The sequence below is a fragment of the Nitrobacter winogradskyi Nb-255 genome, assembly GCF_000012725.1.
Classification (GTDB): Bacteria; Pseudomonadota; Alphaproteobacteria; order Rhizobiales; family Xanthobacteraceae; genus Nitrobacter; species Nitrobacter winogradskyi.
Genome location: NC_007406.1, coordinates 829,877 through 855,956, shown reverse-complemented (window position 1 = coordinate 855,956; position 26,080 = coordinate 829,877). Strand labels below are relative to the sequence as shown.

The window sequence follows — 26,080 nt, the reverse complement described above, 5'->3', positions numbered from 1 at the left end:
ATGTCAGGCCCGGGTCCGAGCGATTGCGGCGGCGCTGCCCGCGATTTCAATTGACCCCGCAACCCTACCCGGTACTCTTGCACGACTGGCGTATGCGCCGTCTGATTTGTCGCCGATCGCGCTGCGGCCCTCCCCGTTCGAAGACCAATTGATATGCTCGGTAAGCTGACGATCGACGCCCTGCCTTTTTACAGCGGCATCGCCATGGCAGGAGCGCTGACCGTCGTATGCGGCGGGCTGGGCGTGGCCGTGCTCATCACATGGCTCGGTCGATGGCGCTATTTGTGGTCCGAATGGCTCTTGAGCCTCGACCACAAGAAGATCGGCATCATGTACGTGATCCTGGCGCTGATCATGTTGGTGCGCGGCGTCGTCGACGCTCTGATGATACGCACCCAGCAGGCCTTTGCATTCGAACCGCACGGCTATCTGCCACCGGACCATTTCGATCAGATCTTCACGTCTCATGCCACCATCATGATGTTCTTCGTGGCGATGCCGTTCGTGCTCGGTCTGTTCAGCATCATCATTCCGCAGCAGATCGGTGCGCGCCAGGTCGCATTTCCGTTCATGAACGCGGCGGGCCTGTGGCTGACCGTGTCGGGCGCGGCACTGGTGATGATATCGCTTGTCGTCGGCCGCTTCTCGGCCGCCTACTGGACCGCCTACCCGCCTCAATCGGGAATTCAGTTCAGCCCGGACGTCGGCGTCGATTACTGGATCTGGGCGGTCCTGCTCAGCAGCATCGGCGCCATACTGGCGGGAATCAGTTTTCTCGTCACGATCGTCAAGCGGCGCGCGCCCGGCATGAAGTTGATGGCGATGCCGCTGTTTACCTGGACGGCGCTTTGCACCAGCATCCTGATCATCACTGCCTATCCTGCCTTGATCGTTGCCGCGACGCTGCTTGGTCTCGACCGTCATCTCGGCATGCAGTTTTTTGCGGGCAGTAACGGCGTCGCGAACTATGTCAGCCTGTTCTGGATCTGGGGGCATCCGCACGTCTACATCCTGATCTTGCCGGCTTGCGGCATCTATTCGGAAGTCGTGGCGACATTCTCGGGACGGCGGTTGTTCGGCTATGCGGCTCTCGTCTACTCCATGATCGCGATCACCGTGCTGTCACTGGTCGTCTGGCTGCACCATTTTCTGACCATCGGCTCGGCTGCCGACGTGAGCGCCTTCTTTGGCCGTGCAGCTCCGCTCATCGCCGTGCCGACCATCGTGACAATCGTTTGCTGGTCGCTCACGATCTATCGTGGCGAGGTGCGATTCTCGGTCCCGATGCTGTTCACGCTCGGGTATATCGTCACGTTCCTCATAGGCGGCATTACGGGCTTCTTGTTCGCGGTGGTGCCGGCCGGCATCCACGACACAACTTTCCGGGTGGCGCATTTCCACAATTTGCTGATCCCCGGCGCGCTGTTCGGCTATTTCGCGGGCTATCAGTATTGGTTTCCGAAGGCATTCGGTTTTCGACTGGAGGAAAAATGGGGTCGACGTGCCTTCTGGTGCTGGCTCGTCGGCTTCGGTCTGGCCTTCATGCCGCTGTACATCCTCGGCCTCATGGGCATGCCGCAGCGCCTCAATCGCAGTGATGTCGCCGAGTGGCAGCCCTATCTCATCGCCGCGCAGGCCGGCGTCCTCCTCATCGTATGCGGCGTCGCTTTTCTGGCCATCCAGATCGCCGTCAGCATCCGCGACCGCAAAGCGCTTGCGGCCTCAAGCAACGATCCATGGAATGGCCGGACACTCGAATGGGCGACGGCCTCCCCGCCGGCGGCCTATAACTTCGCCGCCGTGCCGCCGGTGCAGGGCATCGATCCGTGGTGGACCATGAAGCAGGCGGGAACAGCGGATCAAGGACCCGCACGCTTCCATGACATCATCATGCCCGGCAAGAGCAGCGCCGGCGTCATGCTGGGTGCGATGTCCTTCGTATTCGCCTTTGCAATGATCTGGCACATCTGGTGGCTGGCGGCTGTCGGCGGGTTAGGCATGTTCGCCGCGGTGCTCTCGCAGACGTTTCATGATCATGCCGGCCAGCGCCTCCCCGCAAGCGACGTCGAAGCGATCGAAAGCCGCCGCCTCATCTCGCCAGCGCTTGGCCGCGAGGCGCCGACGTGACAGATGCCCTCATCACCGCCGATCATGGCGATGAAGCCGATGCTGAAACAGCCCGGCGCGCAATCGAGGAGAAAGCCTACGGTTTCCGGCTCTGCCTGGTAAGCGATGCGATCATCTTCGCGCTGCTGTTCGCCATTTTCATCGCGATGACGCGAGATGCCGCGGACGTATCGACCGAACGCCCTCTGCTCCGGCTGCCCCGCATCTTCCCCGAAACCATGTTGCTGCTGGCCAGCAGCGCAACCCTCGGCTTCGCCAGCATCGCGGCGGCAGCCAGGCAACGTTGGCGCGCGATCATCTGGCTGGGGCTGACCTTCGTGCTCGGGCTTGGCTTTGTCGTCACGGAAATTTTGGAGCTTTATGGCATGGCCGCCGCCCATGCCGGCCCGTGGCAAAGCGGCTTTCTTTCCGCTTTCTTCACGCTGATCGGCGCCCACGGGGCTCACGTCAGCCTCGGCCTCATCTGGATCGCGTTGCTGGGAGGCGAACTCGCATGGCGCGGGCCCGCCCTGGATCACGATGGTTTTGGATCGAATCGATCCAAAACCATGAGCGTAATCGATTCTAGTATTTTGGAGCGGGATGCGGGCGGAAAACCGCTACACACTCATCCCGCTCCAGGCGCGGTCTCGCGCCTGCACCGGCTAAGCCTGTTCTGGCATTTCCTCGTGATCGTCTGGATAAGCATCTTCGCGTTAGTTTACCTGCCGGGGCTTCTGTAACTCGCAGCGGCGCCGCAATCTCGGAAGGATCTACCCTCCGCGCATGCTACGTCGCGCGGCGTTGGCTGCGCCACCAAAAGCCGAACGTAACAAGCACGGCCGCGGCAAGACCGAACCAGGTGATGGCATACTGGATGTGATCATCCTTCAAATGCACATCGAGCGGTCCGGGCTTCGGAACGCCGCTCGCAGGCACCGGCTTCTCAAGATCGATATAGAAAGGTGCAACGTTTCCCCAGCCGAGGGCCTGCGCCATCGCGCCGATGTCGCGCGAGAACCACAGCCGCTTGTCGAGACTGGAGGACGGAGTCAACGCGCCAGATTTTTCCGGGAAGCGGAGATAACCGGTCATCGCGACAGGCTGGCCAGTCACCAATGGTTTCACGGCGATATCCTGCTGGCTGCGATCCTGCATGGTGTTCTGTACGAAGCCCGTATTGACAACGATCGTGCTACCGTTGCTCAGTCGAGCGGCTAGGAATGCCCATGTGCCCAGCCCGACGTCCGAGCGCAATCCGGAGCCAGAACTGTAAACCATCGCGTCGGGCCCCTGGTAGATCGCCGAAAAACTCACCCGACGAAATTCGTCCCTGGCCGGCGAGAATGTCGCCCAGTCCGCAGGTTCAGGCAAAGTGACAGGCTCAGCGGCCAATCGCTCGGTGAGTCCTGCAATCAGCGCATGCTTCTCCGTGCCACGCTGCAACTGCCAGACACCGAGACCAACGAGCACAGCAACCATAGCCATCATAACGAGGCCGAGACCGAAACCGGCGCTGTGGCGGCGTGTGGCGGCGCTCATGCGTGACGACGTGGGACCGCACGCCCTTCGGCGGCCTTGTGATGGAACTGGAGACTGATCAAAAGCGATTTCATCGCGCGTAACGGCCACAGGGTGACAGCAAGAACAAGAGGTATCCAAAGCACCGCGTGGATCCAGAGTGCCGGCTGATACTTGACTTCCACGACGAGGGCGGCTGCGACGACGATAAATCCTGCGATCAGGATGATGAATACGGCGGGTCCGTCGCCGGCATCGATGAAGGAATAATCCTGCTCGCAGCGATCGCAGGCGGGCCGCAGCGTCAGGAACCCGGAGAAGAGCTTCCCCTTACCGCAACGCGGACATTTGCAGGCAATTCCGCGCAGGATGGTCTGGGATAATGTCGGCCGAACGAGAAAATTAGACATCGTATGCTCCGAAAAGAGAAAGGGCGGCCTTATGGCCGCCCTTGATTATTGTTGTTTTTGCCGGGTTGGCGGTCAGTGTGCGGCGTGGGCCATGGCGGCGGCACCGTTGCCCCAGATATAGATGCAGACGAACAGGAACAGCCACACCACGTCGACGAAGTGCCAGTACCAGGCGGCGAACTCGAAGCCGAGGTGCTGGGAGGGGGTGAAGTGTCCCGCGTTGGCGCGGAACAGGCAGACGATCAGGAAGATGGTTCCGACCAGCACGTGGAAGCCGTGGAATCCGGTCGCCATGAAGAAGGTGGCGCCGTAGACGTTGCCGGCGAAGCTGAAGGCGGCGTGCTGATACTCATAAGCCTGGACGCAGGTGAAGATGGCGCCGAGCGCGATGGTCAGGATCAGGCCCCACTTCAGTCCCTTGCGGTCGCCGTTGAGCAGGGCGTGGTGCGCCCACGTCACGGTGGTTCCCGAGGTCAGCAGGATCAGGGTGTTGAGCAGCGGCAGGTGCCAGGGATCGAAGGTCTGGATGCCCTTGGGCGGCCAGACGCCGCCGAACAGGGCCTCGCGCGTCACATGCACGGGGTCGCCCGGGAACAGCGCGGAGTTGAAGAAGGCCCAGAACCAGGCGACGAAGAACATCACCTCGGAGGTGATGAACAGGATCATGCCATAGCGATGGCTGATCTGCACCACGCGGGTGTGATCGCCCTTGTGCTCGGCTTCGCGGATCACATCCGCCCACCAGCTCGCCATGGTGTAGAGCACGCCGACCACGCCGATGCCGAAGATGATCGGCGCGGCCGCGGTCATATGATGCATCCACAGGATCGCGCCCACGGCCATGATGAAAGCCGCGGTCGCGCCTACGATCGGCCACGGACTCGGGTCGACCAGGTGGTAATCGTGCTTGACTTGCGCCGTAGCCATTTGCGGTCTCTCTCCCTTAGCGGTGCCGGCGGTATTGGGCACCTATTGGTCTCACAACAAAACGCGTCGGTAACTAAACGCGTCGGCCCTCGAAGCTCAGATGCTTCCCCCTGGCCTGTCCGGCTCGTTTGCCGCCACCGGCCTGGGCGCGGCATTCTTCACCGGGAAGAAGGTATAGGACAGGGTGATGGTGTTGACGCCGTCGTACTCTTTGTCGGCGGCGAAGGCCTGATCGACATAGAAGACGACGGCCATCTCCCGCTTCTCGCCGGGCGCCAGGGTTTGCTCGGTGAAACAGAAGCAGTTGATCTTGGTGAAGTATGATCCGACCGCCAGCGGCGTGACGTTATAGGCGGCCTGTCCGGTCGTGGGCGACGCCGACTCGTTGGTGATGGCGTAATGCACGGTGGTGACCTCGCCGACCCGCACCTCTATCGCGGTCTGTTCCGCCTCGAACTTCCAGGGCAGCCCGCCGGAGACGTTGGAGTCGAAACGCACCGTCACCGTGCGCGCCAGCGGCTCCGCCTGCGGCGCGCTCCCTGCCACCTGCGTGGTTCCGTTGAACCCGGTGACGCGGCAGAACCAGTCGTAGAACGGCACCGACGCATAGGCCGCTCCGAGCATCAATGCGACCACCAGGCCGCAGGCGGCGCCGACCTTCACGTCGCGGCCGATGCGCGGCGCGGCCTTCGGCAAGGCCGGGGCCGCGGATTGCTGGTGTTGCGACGCGTCCGTCATTCTCAATCACACCGGACGGACGAGAACGCCCGGCCCTTTGATGAAGGTGACCGCGAAGAACAGCAGGACCAGGACGCCGAGCGCGCAGGCGATCGCGATCGAGCGTTCGCGCCGGCGCTTCTTCTGAGCTTCGGTGAGAACGATCCGGTCTCCGGCCGGCTTGTCGTTGCTGTCCATCGGTTCATGCGCCCCTCTACCAGATCAACGGCGCGACGGCCTTCGCGACCACATCGAGCAGCAGAACGGCGAACAGCGCGAACAGATAGAGAATCGAGAAGGCGAACAGCCGCCGCGTGGCGCGCAGCGCCTGGCTTCCGGTCCGGTGGCGATAGACCTCGATCGCGAGCACCAGCATGCCGGCGCCGAGGATCAGCGAGGTGACGCCATAGACCCAGTCGAAGTAGCCGAGCGGCCAGGGCGCGGCGGCGATCGCCACCAGCACGATGGTGTAGAGCAGGATCTGCAGCCGCGTCGCGTCGGGACCGGCGACCACCGGCAGCATCGGCACCCCGGCGCGGGCGTAATCGTCGGAGCGGAACAGCGCCAGCGCCCAGAAATGCGGCGGCGTCCAGAAGAAGATGATCAAGAACAGAAGCAGCGGCTCAACCGACAACGACCCCGTCGCGGCCGCCCACGCCACCACCGGCGGCAGCGCGCCGGCGGCGCCGCCGATCACGATGTTCTGCGCGGTCCGCCGCTTCAGCCCCATCGTGTAGATCACCACGTAAAAGAAGATCGTGAAGGCGAGCAGCCCCCCGGCGTACCAGTTGACCAGCGCGCCGAGCGTCATCACCGAGAAGAACGACAGCGTGAGGCCGAACCCCATCGCCTCGCCGCGGGTGATGCGGCCGCGCGGGATCGGCCGGTTGGCCGTGCGCGACATCAGCACGTCGATATCGCCTTCCAGCGCCATGTTCAGCGCGCCGGAGGCGCCGGCTCCGACCGCGATGCACAGGATCGCGATGAAGCCCAGCACCGGGTGAATATGGCCCGGCGCAATCATCAGCCCGACCAGCGCGGTGAAGATCACGAGCGACATCACTCGTGGCTTCAGCAGCGCGAAGTAATCGGCGACACCCGCCTCCGAGATCCGGGGCGGCAGCTCAACGGCTTTTTGATCGACAACCGACACGATACTACCCGCTTTGTTGGGTGCGCGGCGCGTGAGCGCGCCGCGCACATTCACATGACTGCTTACTGCACCTTCGGCAGGGTGGAGAACTGGTGGAACGGAGGCGGTGAGGACAGCGTCCATTCCAGCGTCGTCGCGCCTTCACCCCACGGATTGTCGGCCGCCTGCTGCTTGCGCGCGAAGGCGTCGACCAGGCCGTAGAGGAAGATGATGACGCCGAAGCCCGTGATGAAGGCGCCGTAGGACGAGATCTCGTTCCAGCCGGCGAACGCATCCGGATAGTCCACCATGCGCCGCATCATGCCCTGCAAGCCGAGGAAGTGCTGCGGGAAGAACAGGATGTTGGCGCCGATGAACATCACCCAGAAGTGCAGCTTGCCGATGGTCTCGTTGTACATGTAGCCCGACATCTTCGGGAACCAGTAGTACCAGCCCGAGAAGATCGCGAACACCGCGGCAATGCCCATCACGTAGTGGAAGTGCGCGATGACGTAGTAGGTCTCCTGCATCACGCGATCAACGCCCGCATTGGCCAGCACAACGCCGGTCACGCCGCCGACCGTGAACAGGAAGATGAAGCCGATCGCAAACAGCATCGGCGTCTTGAACTCGATCGAGCCGCCCCACATCGTGGCGATCCACGAGAACACCTTCACGCCCGTCGGCACCGCGATCACCATGGTCGCCGCGACGAAGTAAGCCTGCGCCGAGGACACCATGCCGACCGTGTACATGTGGTGCGCCCACACCACGAAGCCGATGCCGCCGATCGCCACCATGGCGTAGGCCATGCCCAGATATCCGAAGATCGGCTTCTTCGAGAACGTCGAGATCACATGGCTGATCATGCCGAAGCCCGGCAGAATCAGGATGTACACCTCGGGATGGCCGAAGAACCAGAACAGATGCTGGAACAGCACCGGATCGCCGCCACCATCGGCCGCGAAGAACGTGGTGCCGAAGTTACGGTCGGTCAGCAGCATCGTGATCGCGCCCGCCAGAACCGGCAGCGACAGCAGCAGCAGGAACACGGTGACCAGGATCGACCAGACGAACAGCGGCATCTTGTGCATGGTCATGCCAGGCGCGCGCATGTTGAAGATCGTGGTGATGAAGTTGATCGCCCCGAGGATCGAGGAGGCGCCCGCAAGGTGGATCGACAGGATGCTGAAGTCCACCGCCGGACCCGGATGACCGCTCGTCGACAGCGGCGCATACAGCGTCCAGCCCGTGCCCGCTCCGGTCGCGCCCGGCTCGCCCTCCATGAATGAGGAGATCAGCAGCAGCGCAAACGCCGCCGGCAGCAGCCAGAACGAGATGTTGTTCATGCGCGGGAACGCCATGTCGGGCGCGCCGATCATCAGCGGCACGAACCAGTTGCCGAAGCCGCCGATCATCGCCGGCATCACCATGAAGAAGATCATGATCAGGCCGTGATTGGTCGCAAACACGTTGTAGGTATGCGCGGGATCAAAAACCTGTATCCCGGGGTACATCAGTTCCGCCCGGATGCCCATCGACATCAGGCCGCCGATGATCCCCGCAACGATGGCGAACACCAGGTACATGGTCCCGATGTCCTTGTGATTGGTCGAATACGCAAAGCGCTTCCACCCTGTCGGGTGGTGCGCATGGTCGCCATGATCGTCATGGGCATGGTCGTGAGCAGATGCTGTTGCCATTGTCTAATCCTGTCTTTCGTCCCTTGAAGTCCTTCGAACCCTGGCGGGCGACCCCTTCGCAGGCGCCGCCCCTCGTCGTCGAAATCGCCCGACGCGACGCCTATTGCATCACGCCGGCAGCCGACGCCACCGCGTTCGCCGGGTTCGAGGCAAACTTCTTCTTCGCGACTTCAACCCACGCCGCAAATTCCTGCTCGCTCACCACGCGAACCGCAATCGGCATGAAGGCATGGTCCCGGCCGCACAGCTCAGAGCACTGGCCGTAGAAAATGCCCGTCTTCGTGGCCTTGAACCAGGTCTCGTTGAGACGACCCGGAATCGCGTCCACCTTCATGCCGAACGACGGAACTCCAAAGGAATGAATGACATCAGCCCCGATCACCTGAACCCGGACCACCTTGTTCACCGGAACAACCAGCTCGTTGTCCACCGCAAGCAGACGCGGCTTCTTGTCCTGCGCCAGCAGCGAGTCAAACTCGAACTTGCCGTTGTCCGGATAGGTGTAGGTCCAGTACCACTGCTTGCCGGTCGCCTTCACCGTCAGGTCAGCCTTCGGAAGGTCAAGCTGCTCAAACAAAAGACGGAATGAGGGAACCGCAATGCCGACCAGGATCAGAACCGGGATGATCGTCCACGCAACCTCGATCATCGTGTTGTGCGTCGTCTTCGACGGAACCGGATTGGAGCGCGCGTTGAACCGCACCATCGCAACAACCAGCAAGGCCGTCACAAACAGCGTGATCAGCGTGATCACCACCAGAAGCCCGTTATGCATCCGCGCAATGCTCTCCATCACAGGCGTCACGCCCTGCTGAAGATCAAAGCCCCACGCATGCGGCTGACCTATCTCATCCGCCGCAAATGCCGCGCCACCTGCGGCAAAAGCCGCTCCTCCAAACGCCAATCCCAGAAACCGGCGGCCAAACCGGCGGCCATATTGGCCCATCGACATCTTCATGCCGCTCGCGCTCCTTGTCATAAATCCGCACCAGCACCTGACGGCCTTTGATACGGGCCCAACAAGCGCGTTACATACCGGCCGATTTCTTAAAGGAGTATATTTTAAGATGCAAGCGCCGTTCATGCTGCTCTGCGGCAACCCTGAACGCAATTCACTCGCGCGAGTTGATTGGATCTTTGCGCTGTATCAAACAGCTCGCCGCGGTTCTTTCGTCGATACGTCATCTCGATCGCGCGATCAGCGGCCGCAATCTTCTTACTCTTTCTTGACCACTTCTTGACCACGTACCAAGTTCCGGTCATTGGCGATAAACTTGAAGGCCGTGAATATCTTCCGCAACGTTCACAGCGAGGCTTCGACCGCGCCTGCTACCTACGCAGCATCTTCGCGAGGGCAAGATGCGGATACAGAGAACGGCATCTCTTGATCTTGACCTCCCTTGCCTTGACTCTCGTCTTGCCGTGACGCTCGATCCTGGCGCAATGTTTAAGGGCGGCGGCGACAGCAGATCATAAACCGCCAACGTCTCTGGCCGGATAACAGATCCGGTTCACCCATCCGCACCGGTAACCACACATGACGATTTCCATGCGATCCATAGCGACCGTGCGCAGCCGTTTCACGAACGAGGTGCGAGTATCGCGCCGAGATATCGTCGCGGAAATCATCGTGCGCGAGGATCTTGCGGCGGCTCTGACCGGCCTTGAGGAATGGTCGCACCTGATCGTCCTGTTCTGGATGGATCAGATCGCCGGCAAGCCTGTCCCCTTGACCACGCATCCCCGGCATCGCACCGACCTGCCGGAAGTGGGCGTATTCTCCGCCCGCGGACGGGAACGACCCAATCCGATCGGGCTGGCCGTCGTGGAGTTGCTGAAGCGGGAGAAAAACATTCTGACGGTCAAGGCTCTGGACGCCTATGACGGCACGCCCGTGCTCGACATCAAACCCTATGACGCATTTGACGCCGTCACCGAGCTTCGGGCGCCGCAATGGTGGATGACCGCGACGGGCCGATCATCGCCATAACCCACACCGGCGCGATCAACGCGACCGCCCTCGCGTTGGGCCCGACTGGCGCCATTGTCGCGACAGGCTGATCAGCCGGTCTCGGGAAATCGTCCCACCGTGATAGACGGCGCGCGACACGGCGTTCGCCCCGAGCACGGCATCTCCGAATTCATGCCTTCGCAGGAAGGGATGATGCGGCAGATAGGTTTGGACCATCGCCCTGTATTTTCCCATATCGGAGGCCGAAAGCCTGACACGGCCGGCGCCCTCGAGCGGCTTCGATTGGATGTATTGCGCAAGGAGCGTCAGTTGCTCCTCTATATCGTAAACGGAGTTCGGCACCGCGGATTCGCATTGATCGCTTAACCGGTCCCGCAACTTGTCCTGTTCGCGGCACAATATCTCGTACAGGACCGCCTCGACGACTCCCCACGCCTCGCGACCCCGGTTGGCCCTGAGGTTTTTGGCGACGTTGTCGAAATCATCGATCACAGCCAGGATGGACCCCACCGCCGCAAGCAGCGGCGCGTAGCCCGCGAAGACCTTGCCTCGTCCATCGTCCCACAACTCGCCCGCCGACAAGCCGAGCGCGGCTTCAATGGCGTCAAAGAATGTCGTTATGAAATCCTCGGCGAGATCCGGGTGGTTCAAATAGTGCGAGCCGGGCCGGGCGGCCGCCCTGGCGTAAGCGTGAATCAGTTGCCGGGCGCCCTCTTTGTCGTAGAATTCGACGTTGGCCGTGACGTGCTTCACTTCAGGCGCGGCGCGTCCAAATTGCTGTCGCGCCAGTTCGATCGACTCGAACCTTCCCAGCATGACCAGTTTGGGCTTCGAGGCCACTCGCCGGTCGCTTTGCAACAATTCGGCGCTTGATCCGAGAAACTGCTCGATGCCGGTCTCGTTCGACAGCAATCTCCCTTCGTCAAGCGCGTCGACAATGAGGGGAAGCCGACCCTCGTGAAATGCCGCCATTGGGTCGCTCTTATCAGCGGCCTCCAGACCGGCCAGCAGGGCATGGAGCGATCCTCCGGCGACGGGCACCCTCGCCAGGTCGAGAACCGGGATCTTGAGCGTTGCTGACAACTGGCTGGCCAATGTGCTCTTGCCCGCCGCCGCAGATGCCTCGATGAGGATGATCTCCTTCTCCAGGCTGCCCCCATCTCCGTCTGCCGTTTCGAATCTCGGCGCCACGAACGGGGTCGGTGGCTCAGCGATGACGAGAGATCCGGCCTGATCAGGCTTCGGGACATGGACAGGCCGGCTCAAGACATCAACGAGTGCGCTCAACGCGGTTTCCGGCATCAGATGACCTTTCGGATGAAGGCTGCACGTTTACAATCGCAACACGGCGGGTTCAATGGCTATGGCGTTTTCAAGAGAGGCACGGCTTGAGCGCGCTGATGAAGGCTGGCCACGCCACGGGCTGCATCAGGGTTGTGGAACGAACCCGACGGGATATGTACGCGGGCACAAATCCATGTCATACTGAGCCATGATCAAAGGTTGGAAAATCAGCACCGTGAGGCCCGGTAGAGGCGCCAGCGGAGCGCCTCGCCGGGAATTCATCCTTGTCGCCATCGCCGACCAGGACGCGGCTGTCCGCGCGGTCAAGGAAACTCTCCCTGACGCGGAGGTCAAGGTCGATTCGGAAGCTACTCCGGAGCTTATTGCCGAGTATCAGGTCATTGACGGCGAAATGGTTGTGCTCGCCGACTGATCTGGAAAAGCACACATCCATCCCGGTTTACGATCGGCTGCAACGAAATTGCAGAAGCCTGACGGTGCGCGGTGACGATAGCTTCGCGATCATCGCTGGTACTTAATAGCCTTGCCGGCGCTGTCGGATGGGTCAGCGGTCCGCAGGTCAGGCTTTGTATCAGGCGTTTGCGATAGTAGAGCCTTTTCGCTTCTGATGTAATCAGAAGCGAGGCTCTATAACCTTGTTTTGACGCGTTTTCTTCACGCGAACCGGTATCCACTTCGCCGGAAAATGCTCTAAATTTACCGCTTATCGCGAAGCCGGTCTGAATAAGGTTCCTGATCACTAATAAGGTTCCTGATCACTAAAGGCTTCGCGGCAGCAGAGCCCTCCTCACTCAACGGCGCGCCGGCGAGGACCACGCGGCCGGATTGGCAACGACAGGCGCCGGCGGGTATTTGAAGATACGAACATCCCGAGTGACGGGAGCCGATCGATCGCCCTCATGGACAAGCCGTGCTCGCCTGTGATTAAGGCTGATATCGAAGCCGCAGAACACACTCGTCTCAAGGAGAGAACCGATGCGATACCGCACCAGCCAGGGGCTGCTGATCGAGGCCGAAACGTCGTTTGATGCAATCCGCCGCCTGCGCGAGTCGAGCTGGAACGAACAGAACCTCAGCGATCGCGAATACATGGAAGCGGTTGCCGATCGCATGTTCCAGGAGGGTGTTCACGTTTCAACGGTGAGCCCGGACATCTTTATTGCCGGTCTGTTGCGCGCGGGACTCCTCACGCGCGAACCTGATGACGCGCAGCCGAACGCTGAGAACCCGACGAAGCAGGAGGTCGATCGCAAGTAGGTCAAAAAGAGCCCGGAACTTGATAGCTTCACCCTTTGCTCGGCAGCGCGCAAAACCCGAACCTGGCGTAGCGCGCGATCCGGCGGCCGCGCAAGATCGGCATCAGTGCGCGATGCGGGCGACGGCTCACCAGAACAGCGCCGAGACACGATCCCCTCGCGATGATTGATGCAAAGAGGCTGGGTGCCTATATAGGCGAACCAGCGGAGGAACAAAATGACTGACAAAATCCCGGTCACCGTGCTGACCGGCTATCTTGGCGCCGGCAAGACCACACTGCTCAACCGAATCCTTTCGGAGGAGCACGGCCGAAAATACGCCGTTATCGTCAATGAGTTCGGAGAAATCGGCATCGACAACGACCTCGTCGTCGGCGCTGACGAGGAAGTGTTCGAAATGAACAACGGTTGCATCTGCTGCACCGTGCGCGGTGACCTCATGCGCATCCTGGCCGACCTGATGAAGCGGAACGGCAAGTTCGACGCCATTATCGTCGAGACCACCGGCCTCGCCGATCCGGCGCCGGTGGCGCAGACCTTTTTCGTCGATGAGAATGTTGGGAAGAAGACCAAGCTCGACGCCGTCGTCACCGTGACCGATGCCAAATGGCTGAATGACCGGCTCAAGGACGCCCCGGAAGCCAAGAACCAGATCGCCTTCGCCGACGTGATCCTGATCAACAAGACCGATCTGGTCTCACCCGAAGAGCTCAGCGAAATCGAGGCGCGCATCCGCGGCATCAATCCTTACGCGAAGCTGCACAGAACCCAACGGGCGCAGATCGCGCTCAGCGAGATTCTGGAACGCAACGCCTTCGACCTCGACCGCATTCTCGATATCGAACCGGCATTCCTCGAACGCAAGGACCACGATCACGACCATCATCACGATCATGGCCACGATCACCATCACGACCATGATCATCATGATCATGACCACAAGCACGATGACCATCATGGCGGGGTCAAGCACTACCACGACGAGGAAATGCAGTCGATTTCACTCAAAACCGACAAGCCGCTCGACGCGGACAAATTTTTCCCGTGGGTCGAGGATCTCGTGCAGAAGGAAGGCCCGAACATCCTGCGCAGCAAGGGCATTCTTTCCTTCAAGGACGAGGATCGGCGCTTCGTCTTCCAGGGCGTGCATATGATTCTCGACGGCGACCATCAACGGCCCTGGAAGGACGACGAAAAGCGTCAAAGCCGCATCGTTTTCATCGGCCGCAATCTGCCGGAACAGTTGATCACCGAAGGGTTCGAGGGCTGCATCGCCTAGATCACGATGGCTTTGGATCGATTCGGTCCAAAACCATAAACGTGATCGATTCTAGTATTTTGAGACGCGGGATGCGGGCGGAAAACCGCACCACACTTTTCCTCATCCCGCCCTATAGCGTTTTCGAGCGAAGTGGAAACCGGTTCGCGTGAAGAAAACGCGTCAAAATAATATCATATAGCCCCGCTTCTGATTCAATCAGAAGCGGAAAGGCTCTAGGCGAGCCCGACCGCCCGGCGACGCACTGAAGCATGGTTCGACCAGGTTGGAACGGACCATTCTTGGAAGCTCATGCTTGGAAACTATTGTCCGGTCGTCTTTCCTGCGGCGAGGCGCATACCGATTCGCGCGAAACCAACCCCCGACCAACAATAATCCAGAGAGCTCCACTCCTGATTCAATCAGAAGCGAGATGCTCTCTGGCGTTCAGCGCGTCGGAACCGGCTTTTCGCCGCGGTAGTCGTAGAAGCCGCGCTGGCTCTTGCGTCCGAGCCAGCCGGCCTCGACGTATTTTACCAGCAGCGGACAAGGCCGGTATTTGGAGTCCGCAAGCCCCTCATGCAGCACCTGCATGATCGACAGACAGGTGTCGAGCCCGATGAAATCGGCGAGTTCAAGCGGCCCCATCGGGTGATGCGCACCGAGCCGCATGGCGGCATCGATCGCCTCGACGTTCCCCACGCCTTCGTACAGCGTGTAGATGGCCTCGTTGATCATCGGCAACAGAATGCGGTTGACGATGAAGGCAGGAAAGTCCTCGGAGACGGCGATCTGCTTGCCGAGCTTGGCGACGAATTCCTTGGCCGCATCGAAGGTCGCATCGCCGGTCGCGATGCCCCGGATGAGTTCGACCAACTCCATCAGCGGCACCGGATTCATGAAATGAATGCCGATGAACTTTTCCGGCCGATCGGTCGAGGCGGCCAGCCGCGTGATCGAGATCGATGACGTGTTGGACGCGACGATGGCCTCGGGCTTGAGCACGGCGCACAGATCATGAAAAATCTTGCGCTTCACGTCCTCTTTCTCGACGGCGGTTTCGATCACGAGATCGCAATCCGCCAACCCGTCGAGAGTTTCGGTTTGCGAAATCCGCGTAAGCGCCTTTTCGCGATCACCGTCGGTAATGATCTTCTTCGCGACCTGGCGGGACAGGTTTGCGTTGATCGTCGCTATCGCCGCATTGAGCTGATCGGCGGAAACATCGTTCAGCACGACGTCGAACCCTGCGAGGGCGGTCACATGCGCAATGCCGTTGCCCATCTGGCCCGAGCCGATCACGCCGACTTTTCTGATCATTGCCGCCATCTCGTCATCTCACCGGTCCCGAGCCGCGCAGACCGCGGCGCACTCCATTCTTGCACAACCACCGGCGGGAGTCCGTTGCGCCGACAGCACTCCTCCGGATCATCGTCAGCGGTCCAGCTTTCCAAGTTCTTCCGTGAGTTCAGGAACCGCCTGATACAGGTCCGCCACCAGGCCGTAATCCGCGACCTGGAAAATAGGCGCATCAGCGTCCTTGTTGATCGCCACGATCACCTTGGAATCCTTCATTCCGGCGAGATGCTGGATCGCGCCGGAAATGCCGACAGCGATGTAGAGATCCGGCGCCACCACCTTGCCCGTCTGCCCGACCTGCCAGTCATTCGGCGCGAAACCCGCATCCACCGCGGCGCGCGACGCACCGACGCCGGCGCCGAGCTTGTCCGCCAGCGGCTCGATGTACTTGGTGAAGTTCGCGCTGCTTCGCATACCGCGGCCTCCGGAGACGATGATCCTCGCTGAAGCCAGTTCCGGGCGGTTGTTCCTGGCGACCCGCTCGCCGACGAAACTCGACAATCCTGGATCGGCCGTTGCGGCGATAGTCTCCACCGGAGCGTTGCCGCCCTCCCCGGCCGCGGCAAAGGTCGAGGTGCGCACCGTGATGACCCGTCTGGCGTCCCTGGACCTGACCGTCTGGATCGCATTGCCCGCGTAGATCGGCCGTTCAAAGGTATCGGCCGCGACCACCTTGATGATTTCCGAGATCTGCATCACGTCGAGCAGCGCCGCGACGCGCGGCATCACATTCTTGAAACGGGAGGTCGCCGGCGCGACCAACGCATCGTAACCCGACGCCAGCGAGCGGATCAGCGCGGCGAGCGGCTCGGCGAGGTCGTGGGCATAGGCCGGGTCATCCGCGAGCAGCACTTTGGCGACGCCTTGCAGTTTCGCCGCGCTCTCGGCAGCGCCCCTGGCATTCTCGCCCGCGACAAGGACCTCGACCGGCGAGCCGAGTTGAATGGCGGCGGTCAGCGCCTTGCCCGTCACATCCTTAAGAGAAGCGTTGTCGTGTTCGGCGATCAGCAGTGTGGTCATCAGATTACCCCGGCCTCGTTCCTGAGCCTGGACACCAATTCGGCGACATCCTTGACCTTGACGCCCGCCTTGCGGCCCGGAGGTTCGGTGGTTTTGAGGATTTCGAGCCTAGGCGCGAGATCAACGCCGTAAAGGTTGGCGGCCCTCACCACGATCGGCTTCTTCTTCGCCTTCATGATGTTCGGAAGACTGGCATAGCGCGGCTCGTTGAGCCGCAGGTCCGTCGTGACGATCGCCGGCCTTTTCAGCCTGATCGTCTGCAATCCGCCATCCACTTCACGCGTCACATTGAAATGGGCCTCATCGACCTCGATCTTTGACGCAAAGGTCGCCTGCGCCCATCCGAGCAGCCCCGCCAGCATCTGGCCGGTCTGGTTTGAATCGTCATCAATGGCCTGCTTGCCGAGAATGATCAGTCCTGGCCCCTCCTCCTCGACGACCGCCTTGAGGAGCTTGGCGACCGCCAGCGGCTCAACGGGCGCTTCGGACTGGATCAGGAGCCCCCGGTCCGCGCCCATGGAGAGACCGGTGCGGATCGTTTCCGCGGCTTCAGCGGGACCGATCGACACCAGCACGACTTCGGTGGCCTTGCCGGCCTCCTGAAGGCGCAAGGCTTCCTCGACCGCGATCTCGTCGAACGGATTCATCGACATCTTGACGTTGGCAAGCTCGACGCCCGACCCGTCGCCCTTGAGACGAATCTTCACATTGAAATCGACAACCCGCTTGACCGGCACCAGAATCTTCATCGACATCTCTCGAACCGAGCGTTGCTTGGATCAACCGCGAGTGTGAACTTCGGCGCGGAACCTAAAGGTCCCGTTTCCGGTGGTCAACGCGGGAAGGCCAAAAAACGCGGTCCTCGTTCCTCACGCATCCAGGACGCCACCGGCGGGCGGGTCATCTGTTTTGACCGGGCACCCAGAGCACATCGCCCGCGCCCATGGCGTTCATAAAACGGCTGGCGACGAACAGAAAATCGGACAGCCGGTTCATGTATCTCACGGCGGCCTCGCTGACCGGCTCGCCCGGCCGCGCAGCGAGTTCCACCATCATGCGTTCGGCGCGGCGGCAAATGGTTCGGGCCAGATGAAGATACGCCGCGGCGGGCGTCCCTCCCGGCAGCACGAATGATGTCAGATCAGGGAGCCCCGCATTGAGGCTGTCGATCTCATTCTCCAGGCGCGCGACCTGGCTGGTCAGCACGCGAAGCCGTTCGGCCTTGCCCTCGCGCTGAGGCACCGCAAGGTCAGCGCCAAGATCGAACAGATCATTCTGGATGCGGCCCAACATTCCATCAAGGTCGGGCGCGCCGGAAAGATGCAGCCGGACCACGCCGATAGCGGCGTTGGTCTCATCAACGGTCCCGTAGGCGCCGACGCGGAGATCGTATTTCGGGCGGCGCTCACCGGTGCCGAGCGCGGTCGTGCCGTCGTCACCGGTTCGCGTGTAGATTCGGTTGAGAACGACCATCGATCCTCCGACGCCAGGCCATCAGTCCGTCACTGACCCAGCATCCAGATCGTGACCATCGCGATGATGATCGCAACGAACTGCAGGAATACCCGCCATCGCATGAGCTTCTGCGATAGGTTGGGACTACCGCCGCGCATCATGTTGACCAGACCCATCATCAGGACGGCAGCGACCGAGGCCACCGCGACGGGAACCAAAATCATGCTCAGAAATACTGTCATGGTGGATACATATCACCGCAACCGCGACAGCGCCATTGTCGGCGACGAGATTCAGCCCCGCGCGTTGATCTTGGCTTTTATGTATTGATATCAGATAGTAAACGTCGCCGATGAGGCGCCGCTCGACGTCGCCGAGGTGGAAACGTGAGACAAATCCGAGACCTCTATACGATCGGAACGGACGCCTTCTACACGTTTCTTGCCGATGACGGCTGGGCGATCGCCAGCCATATCGCGCTGTCGGCGCTGATGGCGCTATTCCCGTTTCTGATCGTCCTGACGGCTTTGGCGGGCTTCTTCGGCTCCAAGGAACTCGCCGATCAGGCGGCGGACCTGATGCTGCAGATCTGGCCGGATCAGGTCGCCAATACGCTGTCGCGAGAAATCCACGACGTGCTGACGACGTCGCGCGGCGATGCGCTGACAGTCGGTCTCGTGCTCGCGGTCTACTTCGCCTCGAACGGCGTCGAAAGCCTGCGGGTCGCCCTGAACCGCGCCTATGCGGTGATCGAGCCGCGCCGCTGGTACTGGCTGCGACTGGAATCGATCGGATATACGCTGGTTGCCGCGGTGACGACGCTGGCGATGGCGTTCCTGATCGTGCTCGGTCCGTTGATCATCGCCGCCGCGAGACGCCATGTCCCGCTGATCGTCGAATCGAACGAAAGCCTGCTCAACATCGCCCGCTACGGCATCACCATCCTTGCGATGTTCACCGCGCTCGTGATCCTGCACGCGTGGCTGCCGGCGGGCCGGCGATCCTTCGTGCAGATCATTCCCGGCATCATCTTCACCATGCTGGCCTCGCTGATATCAGGCGTCGGCTTCGGCCTTTATCTTGCTCGCTTCGCCAACAATTACGTCACGATGTATGCCGGCCTCGCATCGGTCATCATCGCGCTGGTGTTCCTCTATTTCATCGCCGCGATCTTCGTTTTCGGCGGCGAACTGAACGCGGCGATCATCAAGTCGCGGTTGCCGCGCGGTGTTTCGCTTCAAGCAGCGCAGTCGCTAGAGCCCGGGGAGAAACAGGCTTGACCAGAAACGCATCGCCGCCGGCGGCCCGCGATGCCGCCTCATCGTCGCTCCTGCCGGACACGCCGATAATCGCAACGCGCCCCCCCGGCGCATCAAGCGCCCGGATACGCCCGATCGCCTCGATGCCGGTGATTCCAGGCAGCACCATATCCATCAGCACCGCATCGAACCCTCCTTGCGCGATGCGCTGAACCGCATCCTCGCCCCGTCCGACGAACTCCGCCTGATGGCCGAGTTCGGTAAGGATCGTGTTGAGCACGACGCGCCCAAACGGATTATCTTCAACACTGAGAATCCGGAGCGCACCGGAAACATCCGACGGCCTGTGGAGATCGTCGCCGGACTGAATCGCCACCGGTCCCTCGGCTGGCGTCAGCAGAACGGTGAACGTGAACGTGGTGCCGCCGCCGCGCCGCTGCGTCGCCGTGACATCTCCCCCCATCGCGCGCGCCAGTTGCTTCACCGAGGAGAGCCCGAGACCGGCGCCGCCGAAGCGCGATGCGATCGAGACATTGGCCTGCGAATACGGCCGGAACAGCCGCCTGATCTCGGTGAGCGACAGGCCGATCCCGCTATCGGAGATCACGAAGGTCACGCCTGTTTTTCCTTCTGACGGTCGCGACGCCGTAACCTTGAGGATGACGTCACCCTGCTCGGTAAACTTGACCGCATTGTCGATGAGATTCTCCAGCGCCGCACGCAGGCGGACGGCATCGCCGGTCACGAACGCGGGCAACCCGTCTGAAATTTCAACAGTGGAGCGCAGGCCCTTGGCGGTTGCGCGGCCGGCCAGTGAATCGCCGGCGTTGCGCGCCAGCGCTCGCAGATCGAAGAAATCCTGCCGTCCGCCCGGCGCCGAACGGCGGCTTCGCGCCGCATCGACGAACAGCGTCGCCAGGCTGGCGAGATGATCGGCGCCGGCCTTGATGGTCTCGACCCAGCGCCGCTCGCGCTCGCCGAGATCGGAGGTGGCGAGCAGATCACTGACGGCGAGAATTCCGGTGAGCGGCGTCCGCACTTCATGCGCAAACGCGGCGAGCGCGTCCTCGACGACGCCGGACGTTGACTGCGAACGCGGCCGCCCCGCCTTTGCAGGCTTCGCCGGCGTCTTCGGAACATGCTTCTTCGCCGGTCGCCTCGTAGGCTTCCGCGGCTTGCGCAACCCGCGCGATGTCGGCGCCATGATCTTGCTTTCCCCACCCCACGCCAGCATGCCACGGCTCGAACGCGCGAGTCACGTCGTGGATGGGTTTGTCATGCGAAGATGCTTTACGGCTAACCAACGCAGCCGCGTTGCGGCGGTTTCAAGGTAGGCCGACAAGGCTGCGAAGCTCCGCGGTTGTCATTCCGCCGCTCCGCAACTCCCGCAACCCAATCGCTCTTGACGACTTGGACAACTTCTTCCCCTCGGCATCGCGGATCAGATCATGGTGACGGTAAACCGGCTGAGGCAGGTCCAGGATTTCTTGCAGCAGCCGGTGCACGGCGGTCGACCTGAACAGATCCTGCCCGCGCGTCACTTCGGTCACCCCCTGGAGCGCATCGTCGATCACGACCGACAAATGGTAACTGGTCGGGATATCCTTGCGGGCGAGAATGACGTCACCCCAGGCTTCCGGGCGCGCGAGAATTTCGCCCGTCTCCCCGTCCGGCCCGGAGCCCCGCTCTATCCAGGTAAGATCGCCCGCGAGCCGACGCGCCGCCTCCATATCCAGACGCAGGGCGAAGGGCGCGCCGGACCGCAGCCGCCGTTCGCGTTCGGTCGCCGCGAGCGATTTCGCCGTTCCCGGATAGAGCGGAGCGCCGTCGGGGTCGCGTGGCCAGCCTCCATCCATCTCACGCGCGTTCACCAGGGCCGCGATCTCGGCGCGGCTCTCGAAACTCGGATAGAGCAACCCCAACGCGGCCAGCCGGTCGAGCGCCGCGCGATAGTCGGCAAGGTGCTCCGACTGCCGCCGCACCGGCGTCTCCCACGACAGGCCAAGCCAGGCGAGATCTTGATAGATCGCCGCTTCGAACTCGGGACGGCACCGGGCTGCATCAATGTCCTCGATCCGCAGCAGGAAACGCCCTTGCCCCCGCCGGGCGGATTCAAAATTCATGAGCGCCGAAAAAGCGTGGCCGAGATGCAGAAAGCCGTTCGGCGACGGCGCGAAACGGAAAACGGGTGGCGGCATTGATCCTTGCTTGCATAATCGGCCGTGACGGCTGAAGTCCTAACGAATGACGGTTCGCCTGGAAACCCAATCCGATCTCGACGACGCGGTCGGCGCGCTGGTGAAGCAGGATTCGCGCCTGAAACCCATCCTCGCGCGCACCGGCCTTCCCGCCCTGCGCCGGCGCGAGCCTGGTTTCGAAGGTCTCGCCGCCATCGTCTGCGGCCAGCAATTGTCCACCGCAAGCGCGGGCGCGATCTGGGGACGGCTCAGCGCCGCCTTCGCGCCGTTCCATCACGATGCGATCCGCAAGGCGCGCGTCGACCGGCTGGCCCGGCTGGGATTGTCGGCGGCGAAGATCGCCACGCTGAAGCTCCTCGCGCGCGAGATCTCGGCGAGCCGGCTCAACCTGGACGTGCTTACCGAGGAGGATGCCGACGCCGCCCATGCAACGCTGGTCCGGTATCGGGGCATCGGACCGTGGACCGCCGACGTTTATCTGCTGTTCTGCCTTGGCCATGGCGACGCCTGGCCCGCAGGCGACGTGGCGCTTCAGGAGGCAATCAGGGCCGGATTCGGGCTGAAGACCCGGCCCACGCCGAAACAGATGATGCCGCTGGCGGAGCCGTGGCGACCGCTGCGGGGCGCAGCGGCGCATCTTTGGTGGGCATACTACAGGGCCATCAAACGCAGAGAAGGTATCGTACCCCAAACGAAATAGACGATAGGTGCAGTGTCGGCAAAGTTAGGGACGCCGCGCCTGGTCCAGAATTGGAACTTATCGATTGTATGACGATTATACTGACGGGCTGTGGGACCAAGCACCGCGAAATGTCAAAAAATCACAAGAACAACAAGAGCCTGTTCGATAGCAAACATCGCGTTCTTGTTCAGGGGGTTATCGACTACGCGATCTTCATGCTTGATCCCACGGGAACCGTCATCAACTGGAACGCAGGTGCTGAACGCATCAAGGGATATCGGCCCGACGAAATCATCGGCCAGCATTTCTCGCTTTTTTACACCGACCCGGACCGCGCAGCCGGCCGGCCCGCCCGGGCGCTGAAAATCGCGAGCACGACCGGCCGATACGACGAAGAGGGCTGGCGGGTTCGCAAGGACGGCTCCTTTTTCTGGGCCAGCGTCGTGATCGACGCCATTCGCGACGACTTCGGAAACCTCATCGGCTTTGCCAAGGTCACGCGGGACATCACAGAACGCCGTGAGGCCCAGCAGAAGCTCGAGCGGGTGCAACGGCAGCTTGCGGAATCGCAAAAAATGGACGCGCTCGGCCAGCTTACCGGCGGAGTCGCTCACGACTTCAACAATCTGCTGATGATCGTCAGCGGCAATATCCAGACCCTGAAAAAAAATCGTCGAGAACGATCCGAGAGCACTGCGGGCGGTTCACGCCATCGAGACGGCGACGAAACGCGGGGCCACGCTCACCAAGCAACTGCTGACGTTCTCCCGCCGGCAAAGCCTCAATCCCTTGCCGACCGATATCTCCAGACGCATCCGTTCGATTGCCCAGGTTCTTCAGAGCGGTCTCGGCAATGCGATCACTCTGCATATCGACACCACCCACGACTTGTGGCCGGTCACGATCGATGCAACCGAATTCGAGACGGCGCTGCTCAACCTGGTCATCAATGCGCGCGACGCCATGAGCGACGGCGGGCGCGTTATCGTGAAGGCGCAGAACACGACCAATAAGGACGAAGCCGAAGAATGCTGTGTCGCCATTTCAGTCGAGGATACCGGTGACGGTATTCCAAAGGATGTTCTTGCAAAGGTGTTCGACCCGTTCTTCACGACGAAACCCGCCGGAAAAGGAACGGGGCTCGGATTATCACAGGTGCACGGCTTCGCGCATCAAGCCGGCGGACATGTCGCGATCGAGAGCGAGCTCGGACGTGGCACCACAGTCACGCTCTATCTTCCGCGCGCCGAAATGCTTTGCATAGAGAGCAACGGATCGAGCCGCCGCGGGGCAAAAGGCGGCACGGTCCTGCTCGTCGAAGATAATCCGGATGTCGCGGAGGCGAGCGCGGGATTGCTTGAGCAGCTGGGCTATCGCGTACGGATTTCCAGCAATGCAGAGGCCGCCTTGCTGGAAATCGAACGCAACGGAATCGATCTCGTCTTCACCGACATCGTCATGCCGGGAAAAATGGATGGTCTCGGTCTGGCGAAGATGCTCCGCACGACGCATCCGCAACTGCCGGTGTTGCTGGCCACCGGCTATAGCGAAACGCTTGCCGGGCACCCGCTGGATTTTCACGTTCTGCGCAAGCCCTACGCGATTCATGAGTTGAGCCAGGCCCTCGCCAGGCTGTCTCCACAGCCGGCGCCTCCGTAACTGCAATCAATCAAGGTAGCGGTTTCCACTTCGCGTCGCGCGGAGGCTATTAGAGAATGTAAGAGATGGAATGGGCAAGCGCGCTTCGATCCGGCGGCAGTCCCCCATGCCCACTTGCGAGCGTGGTCCACCCGAAAAGCAGAGCTTGCGCTCTTCACAATCCCGTCACGCTGCCTGTAGTATGTCGTCCTGGGCCGTCTCTGGGTCGATGCGGCCGGAATATGGAACTGGGGGTGCTCCGCAAAGTGCCGGTTTTGCGGTCAGAGTTCATTCAGGCATAAGTATAAATATAGATGCATTTTCCGCGGCGAACCGGCGTGTGACTTTGCCAGGAAAGTGCTCTGGAGGCGCTATTTGAACGCGCATGTCTCACAGGGCGGCTGGCCGGTGCTGGTCCTGAACGCAGACTTCCGGCCGCTGAGTTACTACCCGCTGTCTCTTTGGTCGTGGCAGGACGCGATCAAGGCAGTGTTCCTTGATCGCGTGAACATTGTCGAACGCTACGATCGCGCGGTGCGCAGCCCATCATTCGAAATCCAGCTTCCGAGCGTGGTGTCGTTAAAATCCTTCGTGAAGCCATCGACCCACCCCGCCTTCACCCGCTTCAACGTATTCCTGCGCGACAGGTTCATGTGCCAGTATTGCACGGCCGTCGAGGATCTCACCTTCGACCACATCATTCCGCGCAGCAAGGGTGGTCAAACCACCTGGGACAACGTCGTCGCGGCCTGCTCGCCCTGCAATCTGCGCAAGGGCAGCCTGACGCCGCAACAGGCCGGAATGTTTCCACGCCAGGCGCCGTTCGCGCCGACCGTGCATCAATTGCACCGGAACGGCAGGCTGTTCCCGCCGAACTATCTGCACGATAGCTGGTTGGACTATCTGTATTGGGACACCGAACTCGATCCCTGAAGCGAGAAGGGAAAAGCATGGTGTGGTTTTCTGCCGGCATCCCGCTTTCTCAATAAGCGACGAGTGTGATTCAACATGGTTGAATCGGATTCAACGTGGTTGAATCAGACTCTGGCATACGCACCGCCACGGAGTACCCGGATGGCCTCATTGACGCAATGGAAGGTGCCAAGCTCCGCTCAGCCGCGTCCGGAGGACTATCGTTTCGATCTGGACCGCACGCTGTCCGCCGTCGTCGGGCTGCATTCCTTCGTTCCGCCCGATGCCCTCACGGCGGACACCCTCGGCACCGAGCGGGCCGGGAACGGCGTCGTGATCGACGACGGCCTCGTTCTGACGATTGGCTACGTCATCACCGAGGCGGAAACCGTATGGCTGCATCTCGCGGACGGCCGCGTGGTTCAGGCGGACACGGTCGGCGTCGATCGGGAAAGCGGCTTCGGCCTGGTGCAGGCACTCGGTGATCTCGATCTCGAACCGCTGCCGCTGGGTTCGTCGGCCGCCGCCAGCGTCAATGACCCGGTCGTGGTCGCCGGAGTCGGCGGACGCTCCCGTTCGCTCGCCGCCCGGATCATCTCAAGGGAGGAGTTCGCCGGCTACTGGGAATACCTCATCGATCAAGCCATCTTCACCCGCCCCGCGCACCCCAACTGGGGCGGCACCGGCTTGATCTCGGCCTCGGGCGATCTGATCGGAATCGGCTCGCTGCAACTCGAGCGGGAGGAAGGCGGCCGCAGCGAACATCTCAACATGAACGTGCCGATCGATCTGCTGAAGCCCGTCCTCGACGACCTGCGGAAGTTTGGAAAGGTCAACAGGCCCGCCCGCCCCTGGCTCGGGATCTACGTCGCCGAGGTCGAAAACAGGGTGACCGCCGTCGGCATCGTACCGAAAGGACCGGCAGATCGCGCCGAACTGCGCGCCGGCGACGCGATCCTCGCGCTGAAGGGAGAAAAAGTAACGGACGCGGCCCAGCTCTATCGCAAATTGTGGGCGCTGGGCCCCGCGGGCGTCGACGTGCCGTTGACGCTTCATCGCGAAGGAGACACATTCGACGTGGTGGTGACATCCACCGACCGCGCGCGGATGCTGAAGAAGCCGAGACTCCACTGAGCACAACCTGGCTTTTAGAGCGTTTTCAAGCGAAGTGGATACCGGTTCGCATGAAGAAAACGCGTCAAAACAACAATATGGAGCCTCGCTTCTGATTACATCAGAAGCGAAAAGGC

27 protein-coding genes and 1 pseudogene are annotated in these 26,080 nt (G+C 61.6%); 11 read left to right on the top strand and 17 right to left on the bottom strand.

The genetic code is table 11. The annotated features are described in order from the left end of the window. Window positions 1–153 precede the first annotated feature (153 nt). Complete coding sequence (locus NWI_RS03995; RefSeq protein ID WP_011314084.1) at window positions 154–2,127, top strand: cbb3-type cytochrome c oxidase subunit I; 1,974 nt, start codon at window positions 154–156, stop codon at window positions 2,125–2,127. Then, window positions 2,124–2,849, top strand: a complete 726-nt coding sequence (locus NWI_RS03990) for a cytochrome c oxidase subunit 3 (protein WP_011314083.1) — start codon at window positions 2,124–2,126, stop codon at window positions 2,847–2,849. Before NWI_RS03995 ends, NWI_RS03990 begins: the two co-directional genes overlap by 4 nt. A 46-nt stretch (window positions 2,850–2,895) precedes the next feature. Here NWI_RS03990 and NWI_RS03985 read toward each other — a convergent pair whose 3' ends face one another. The 8 genes from NWI_RS03985 to coxB all read right to left on the bottom strand — a co-directional run bounded on the left by NWI_RS03985 (window position 2,896) and on the right by coxB (window position 9,474). Beyond that, a complete protein-coding gene (locus NWI_RS03985; protein WP_011314082.1) occupies window positions 2,896–3,648 on the bottom strand; it encodes an SURF1 family protein in 753 nt (250 codons plus the stop codon). Next, window positions 3,645–4,037, bottom strand: coding sequence for a DUF983 domain-containing protein (locus tag NWI_RS03980; protein WP_011314081.1), 393 nt, complete (start codon window positions 4,035–4,037; stop codon window positions 3,645–3,647). Before NWI_RS03980 ends, NWI_RS03985 begins: the two co-directional genes overlap by 4 nt. A 72-nt stretch (window positions 4,038–4,109) precedes the next feature. Continuing rightward, window positions 4,110–4,964: a cytochrome c oxidase subunit 3 gene (locus NWI_RS03975; protein WP_011313563.1), complete on the bottom strand. Its 855-nt coding sequence runs from the start codon at window positions 4,962–4,964 to the stop codon at window positions 4,110–4,112. Window positions 4,965–5,060: 96 nt separating this feature from the next. Then, window positions 5,061–5,702: a cytochrome c oxidase assembly protein gene (locus NWI_RS03970; RefSeq protein ID WP_011313562.1), complete on the bottom strand. Its 642-nt coding sequence runs from the start codon at window positions 5,700–5,702 to the stop codon at window positions 5,061–5,063. Window positions 5,703–5,708: 6 nt separating this feature from the next. After that, entirely contained in the window at window positions 5,709–5,879 is a 171-nt protein-coding gene (locus NWI_RS03965; protein ID WP_011313561.1) for a hypothetical protein, read from the bottom strand. A 16-nt stretch (window positions 5,880–5,895) separates the two neighbouring features. Then, window positions 5,896–6,834 (bottom strand): heme o synthase, encoded by a 939-nt coding sequence (locus NWI_RS03960; RefSeq protein WP_011313560.1) that lies wholly within the window; start codon window positions 6,832–6,834, stop codon window positions 5,896–5,898. 62 nt (window positions 6,835–6,896) lie between these two features. After that, window positions 6,897–8,516: a cytochrome c oxidase subunit I gene (gene ctaD / locus NWI_RS03955; protein WP_011313559.1), complete on the bottom strand. Its 1,620-nt coding sequence runs from the start codon at window positions 8,514–8,516 to the stop codon at window positions 6,897–6,899. Between the two features lie 100 nt (window positions 8,517–8,616). After that, complete coding sequence (gene coxB / locus NWI_RS03950) at window positions 8,617–9,474, bottom strand: cytochrome c oxidase subunit II (RefSeq protein WP_011313558.1); 858 nt, start codon at window positions 9,472–9,474, stop codon at window positions 8,617–8,619. A gap of 579 nt (window positions 9,475–10,053) precedes the next feature. Between coxB and tsaA the strand changes: the two genes are divergently transcribed. After that, complete coding sequence (gene tsaA / locus NWI_RS03945) at window positions 10,054–10,506, top strand: tRNA (N6-threonylcarbamoyladenosine(37)-N6)-methyltransferase TrmO (protein ID WP_011314079.1); 453 nt, start codon at window positions 10,054–10,056, stop codon at window positions 10,504–10,506. Window positions 10,507–10,521: 15 nt separating this feature from the next. Here tsaA and NWI_RS03940 read toward each other — a convergent pair whose 3' ends face one another. Then, window positions 10,522–11,775: a hypothetical protein gene (locus NWI_RS03940; RefSeq protein WP_244374972.1), complete on the bottom strand. Its 1,254-nt coding sequence runs from the start codon at window positions 11,773–11,775 to the stop codon at window positions 10,522–10,524. 232 nt (window positions 11,776–12,007) lie between these two features. Between NWI_RS03940 and NWI_RS17850 the strand changes: the two genes are divergently transcribed. Further along, window positions 12,008–12,205, top strand: coding sequence for a hypothetical protein (locus tag NWI_RS17850; RefSeq protein WP_181410551.1), 198 nt, complete (start codon window positions 12,008–12,010; stop codon window positions 12,203–12,205). Here NWI_RS17850 and NWI_RS17845 read toward each other — a convergent pair. Then, window positions 12,171–12,533 (bottom strand): hypothetical protein, encoded by a 363-nt coding sequence (locus NWI_RS17845; RefSeq protein ID WP_187148011.1) that lies wholly within the window; start codon window positions 12,531–12,533, stop codon window positions 12,171–12,173. The genes NWI_RS17850 and NWI_RS17845 overlap by 35 nt on opposite strands. A gap of 235 nt (window positions 12,534–12,768) precedes the next feature. Between NWI_RS17845 and NWI_RS03930 the strand changes: the two genes are divergently transcribed. Continuing rightward, window positions 12,769–13,050, top strand: a complete 282-nt coding sequence (locus tag NWI_RS03930; RefSeq protein WP_011314076.1) for a hypothetical protein — start codon at window positions 12,769–12,771, stop codon at window positions 13,048–13,050. Between the two features lie 216 nt (window positions 13,051–13,266). Further along, window positions 13,267–14,328 carry a CobW family GTP-binding protein gene (locus NWI_RS03925; protein ID WP_011314075.1) on the top strand — a complete coding sequence of 354 codons (1,062 nt, stop codon included), beginning with the start codon at window positions 13,267–13,269 and terminating at the stop codon, window positions 14,326–14,328. Between the two features lie 426 nt (window positions 14,329–14,754). Here NWI_RS03925 and NWI_RS03920 read toward each other — a convergent pair whose 3' ends face one another. From NWI_RS03920 to NWI_RS03900, 5 genes are all read right to left on the bottom strand, one after another. After that, window positions 14,755–15,636 carry a 3-hydroxybutyryl-CoA dehydrogenase gene (locus tag NWI_RS03920; protein WP_011314074.1) on the bottom strand — a complete coding sequence of 294 codons (882 nt, stop codon included), beginning with the start codon at window positions 15,634–15,636 and terminating at the stop codon, window positions 14,755–14,757. Between the two features lie 105 nt (window positions 15,637–15,741). Then, on the bottom strand, window positions 15,742–16,686 hold the full coding sequence (locus NWI_RS03915) for an electron transfer flavoprotein subunit alpha/FixB family protein (RefSeq protein WP_011314073.1): 945 nt from the start codon (window positions 16,684–16,686) through the stop codon (window positions 15,742–15,744). After that, window positions 16,686–17,435 carry an electron transfer flavoprotein subunit beta/FixA family protein gene (locus NWI_RS03910; RefSeq protein WP_041345353.1) on the bottom strand — a complete coding sequence of 250 codons (750 nt, stop codon included), beginning with the start codon at window positions 17,433–17,435 and terminating at the stop codon, window positions 16,686–16,688. The genes NWI_RS03915 and NWI_RS03910 overlap by 1 nt, the downstream gene beginning before the upstream one ends. 151 nt (window positions 17,436–17,586) lie before the next feature. Continuing rightward, window positions 17,587–18,159 carry a cob(I)yrinic acid a,c-diamide adenosyltransferase gene (locus NWI_RS03905; protein ID WP_011314071.1) on the bottom strand — a complete coding sequence of 191 codons (573 nt, stop codon included), beginning with the start codon at window positions 18,157–18,159 and terminating at the stop codon, window positions 17,587–17,589. A gap of 29 nt (window positions 18,160–18,188) precedes the next feature. Further along, a complete protein-coding gene (locus NWI_RS03900; RefSeq protein ID WP_011314070.1) occupies window positions 18,189–18,383 on the bottom strand; it encodes a twin transmembrane helix small protein in 195 nt (64 codons plus the stop codon). 144 nt (window positions 18,384–18,527) lie between these two features. Here NWI_RS03900 and NWI_RS03895 point away from each other — a divergent pair, with 144 nt between their 5' ends. Next, on the top strand, window positions 18,528–19,421 hold the full coding sequence (locus NWI_RS03895; RefSeq protein ID WP_011314069.1) for a YihY/virulence factor BrkB family protein: 894 nt from the start codon (window positions 18,528–18,530) through the stop codon (window positions 19,419–19,421). Here NWI_RS03895 and NWI_RS03890 read toward each other — a convergent pair. Further along, window positions 19,348–20,604, bottom strand: coding sequence for an ATP-binding protein (locus NWI_RS03890; protein ID WP_011314068.1), 1,257 nt, complete (start codon window positions 20,602–20,604; stop codon window positions 19,348–19,350). The genes NWI_RS03895 and NWI_RS03890 overlap by 74 nt on opposite strands. A gap of 121 nt (window positions 20,605–20,725) precedes the next feature. Then, the gene (gene gluQRS, locus NWI_RS03885; protein ID WP_011314067.1) at window positions 20,726–21,598 is read right to left on the bottom strand and encodes a tRNA glutamyl-Q(34) synthetase GluQRS; all 873 of its coding nucleotides are present in this window, start codon (window positions 21,596–21,598) and stop codon (window positions 20,726–20,728) included. A 46-nt stretch (window positions 21,599–21,644) separates the two neighbouring features. Here gluQRS and NWI_RS03880 point away from each other — a divergent pair, with 46 nt between their 5' ends. From NWI_RS03880 to NWI_RS03865, 4 genes and pseudogenes are all read left to right on the top strand, one after another. After that, entirely contained in the window at window positions 21,645–22,298 is a 654-nt protein-coding gene (locus NWI_RS03880; RefSeq protein ID WP_011314066.1) for a DNA-3-methyladenine glycosylase family protein, read from the top strand. 110 nt (window positions 22,299–22,408) lie between these two features. Further along, window positions 22,409–23,939 (top strand): annotated as a pseudogene (locus tag NWI_RS03875) (ATP-binding protein). Window positions 23,940–24,293: 354 nt separating this feature from the next. Continuing rightward, window positions 24,294–24,851: an HNH endonuclease gene (locus NWI_RS03870; protein ID WP_041344740.1), complete on the top strand. Its 558-nt coding sequence runs from the start codon at window positions 24,294–24,296 to the stop codon at window positions 24,849–24,851. Between the two features lie 141 nt (window positions 24,852–24,992). Further along, the gene (locus NWI_RS03865; protein ID WP_011314064.1) at window positions 24,993–25,964 is read left to right on the top strand and encodes a S1C family serine protease; all 972 of its coding nucleotides are present in this window, start codon (window positions 24,993–24,995) and stop codon (window positions 25,962–25,964) included. The last annotated feature ends 116 nt before the right edge of the window (window positions 25,965–26,080 follow it).

Bases quoted from the DNA above. Each gene is read 5' to 3' on its own strand.
- coxB (WP_011313558.1), bottom strand. From the start codon at position 9,474: ATGAAGATGTCGATGGGCCAATATGGCCGCCGGTTTGGCCGCCGGTTT.
- NWI_RS03915 (WP_011314073.1), bottom strand. From the start codon at position 16,686: ATGACCACACTGCTGATCGCCGAACACGACAACGCTTCTCTTAAGGAT.
- ctaD (WP_011313559.1), bottom strand. From the start codon at position 8,516: ATGGCAACAGCATCTGCTCACGACCATGCCCATGACGATCATGGCGAC.
- NWI_RS03975 (WP_011313563.1), bottom strand. From the start codon at position 4,964: ATGGCTACGGCGCAAGTCAAGCACGATTACCACCTGGTCGACCCGAGT.
- NWI_RS03880 (WP_011314066.1), top strand. From the start codon at position 21,645: ATGACGGTTCGCCTGGAAACCCAATCCGATCTCGACGACGCGGTCGGC.
- NWI_RS03900 (WP_011314070.1), bottom strand. From the start codon at position 18,383: ATGACAGTATTTCTGAGCATGATTTTGGTTCCCGTCGCGGTGGCCTCG.
- tsaA (WP_011314079.1), top strand. From the start codon at position 10,054: ATGACGATTTCCATGCGATCCATAGCGACCGTGCGCAGCCGTTTCACG.
- NWI_RS03985 (WP_011314082.1), bottom strand. From the start codon at position 3,648: ATGAGCGCCGCCACACGCCGCCACAGCGCCGGTTTCGGTCTCGGCCTC.
- NWI_RS03925 (WP_011314075.1), top strand. From the start codon at position 13,267: ATGACTGACAAAATCCCGGTCACCGTGCTGACCGGCTATCTTGGCGCC.
- NWI_RS03865 (WP_011314064.1), top strand. From the start codon at position 24,993: ATGGCCTCATTGACGCAATGGAAGGTGCCAAGCTCCGCTCAGCCGCGT.
- NWI_RS03980 (WP_011314081.1), bottom strand. From the start codon at position 4,037: ATGTCTAATTTTCTCGTTCGGCCGACATTATCCCAGACCATCCTGCGC.
- gluQRS (WP_011314067.1), bottom strand. From the start codon at position 21,598: ATGCCGCCACCCGTTTTCCGTTTCGCGCCGTCGCCGAACGGCTTTCTG.
- NWI_RS03970 (WP_011313562.1), bottom strand. From the start codon at position 5,702: ATGACGGACGCGTCGCAACACCAGCAATCCGCGGCCCCGGCCTTGCCG.
- NWI_RS03995 (WP_011314084.1), top strand. From the start codon at position 154: ATGCTCGGTAAGCTGACGATCGACGCCCTGCCTTTTTACAGCGGCATC.
- NWI_RS03910 (WP_041345353.1), bottom strand. From the start codon at position 17,435: ATGAAGATTCTGGTGCCGGTCAAGCGGGTTGTCGATTTCAATGTGAAG.
- NWI_RS03905 (WP_011314071.1), bottom strand. From the start codon at position 18,159: ATGGTCGTTCTCAACCGAATCTACACGCGAACCGGTGACGACGGCACG.
- NWI_RS03890 (WP_011314068.1), bottom strand. From the start codon at position 20,604: ATGGCGCCGACATCGCGCGGGTTGCGCAAGCCGCGGAAGCCTACGAGG.
- NWI_RS03920 (WP_011314074.1), bottom strand. From the start codon at position 15,636: ATGGCGGCAATGATCAGAAAAGTCGGCGTGATCGGCTCGGGCCAGATG.
- NWI_RS03965 (WP_011313561.1), bottom strand. From the start codon at position 5,879: ATGGACAGCAACGACAAGCCGGCCGGAGACCGGATCGTTCTCACCGAA.
- NWI_RS03930 (WP_011314076.1), top strand. From the start codon at position 12,769: ATGCGATACCGCACCAGCCAGGGGCTGCTGATCGAGGCCGAAACGTCG.